Below are 1305 nucleotides of genomic sequence, written 5' to 3'. Positions count from 1 at the left end.
CCAGAGAACCATAAATTATATACGGATCAAACCCCACAAAATGCCATTGCATGGGCAAAAGATATTGGACGATCTACCTTACAAGTGGTCGAATTAATTCTAAAAAACGCTGCCGTTGAACGACAAGGTGTTCAGTCCATTTTCACTCTTAAGAAAGTGTTACGCAAACACACAAAGTATGAATTGGAAAAAGCCTGCCAGACGGTACTGGACGTCACAGAAAGACCGACGGTCTCTCTTGTTAAAACAGCCCTTAAAAATAATCAGAAGCAGATAAAAGAAGAACAAATGAAGAAAGCAGTAGATAAATTAACTCAGAACCATGGATTCACCCGTGGAGCTAGATACTATGGAGGACGTTTAAATGATGAATGAAGATACGATAACAAAATTGATTGAAATGAAAATGAGTGGCATGGCAGAGGCCTATAAGCAACAGGCACAAAACAAGCAATATAACGATCTGGGCTTCGAAGATCGCTTTAAGCTATTAGTAGACAGCGAACATTCTCGTCGCAAAAGTAATAAGCTTCAACGCTTAATAAGGCAAGCTGCATTCGAAGTTCCTTCAGCATCAATTGAGGAGATTCAATATTTCGAAGACCGACGGTTACCAAAAGAAGAGATCTTACGCTTAGCTTCTGGGTTGTACTTAGAAAATAAGAACAACATCATTCTGATGGGAGCAACTGGAGCTGGGAAAACCTACTTAGCCTGTGCCTTTGGTATAGCTGCTTGTCGTCAATTTTATAAAGTTCAGTATGTTCGCCTACCTGAACTCCTAGATGAGTTTAAGATAGCAAAAAATCAACCAGATGACAGCTATAAAAAATTAATGCGTAAGTACACCAAGAAAGAACTACTCATTATTGATGAGTGGCTTCTTCATGACTTAACAGAAGAAGAACTATACTTGACCATGGAAATCATAGAAAAACGGGAAAAGACGACTTCTACGATCTTCTGTACCCAGTTCAACACAGCCGGATGGCACTCTAAACTGGGAGGTGGTCCCACAGGAGAAGCAGTTATTGATCGGATTGTTCATAATTCCTACACCATCACTATTGATGGTGAAACATCTATGCGTGAACGACTGGGTTTATCCAATAACTTCTAAGATATTATTATGAAAAACTAATATAATCCTATGGATTATGTAAAGGTGTCCCATAACTAACTTAAATCACAGTGGTTATGGGATATTTCTTTAGTGGTACATCGAGCTGGCAAAAGGTGGTACATTCTTTGGCAAACAGTGGTAAGAAAGTTGGCATCAATGGTACAAATGTGTGGCAGTAGTCA

At 39.2% G+C, this 1305-nt stretch carries 1 protein-coding gene and 1 pseudogene; both read left to right on the top strand.

The genetic code is table 11. From position 1 onward, the window contains the following. Window positions 1-375 (top strand): annotated as a pseudogene (locus BM212_RS12700) (IS21 family transposase); the annotation flags it as partial. Next, window positions 365-1120 carry an IS21-like element helper ATPase IstB gene (gene istB, locus BM212_RS12335; RefSeq protein WP_022796280.1) on the top strand — a complete coding sequence of 252 codons (756 nt, stop codon included), beginning with the start codon at window positions 365-367 and terminating at the stop codon, window positions 1118-1120. The pseudogene BM212_RS12700 and the gene istB, both read left to right, overlap by 11 nt. Window positions 1121-1305: the final 185 nt, after the last annotated feature.

It is taken from the genome of Marinilactibacillus piezotolerans (assembly GCF_900114235.1).
Lineage (GTDB): Bacteria > Bacillota > Bacilli > Lactobacillales > Carnobacteriaceae_A > Marinilactibacillus > Marinilactibacillus piezotolerans.
Note: the sequence above shows the minus strand (reverse complement) of the source record. Positions and strands in the feature narration are given on the sequence as shown.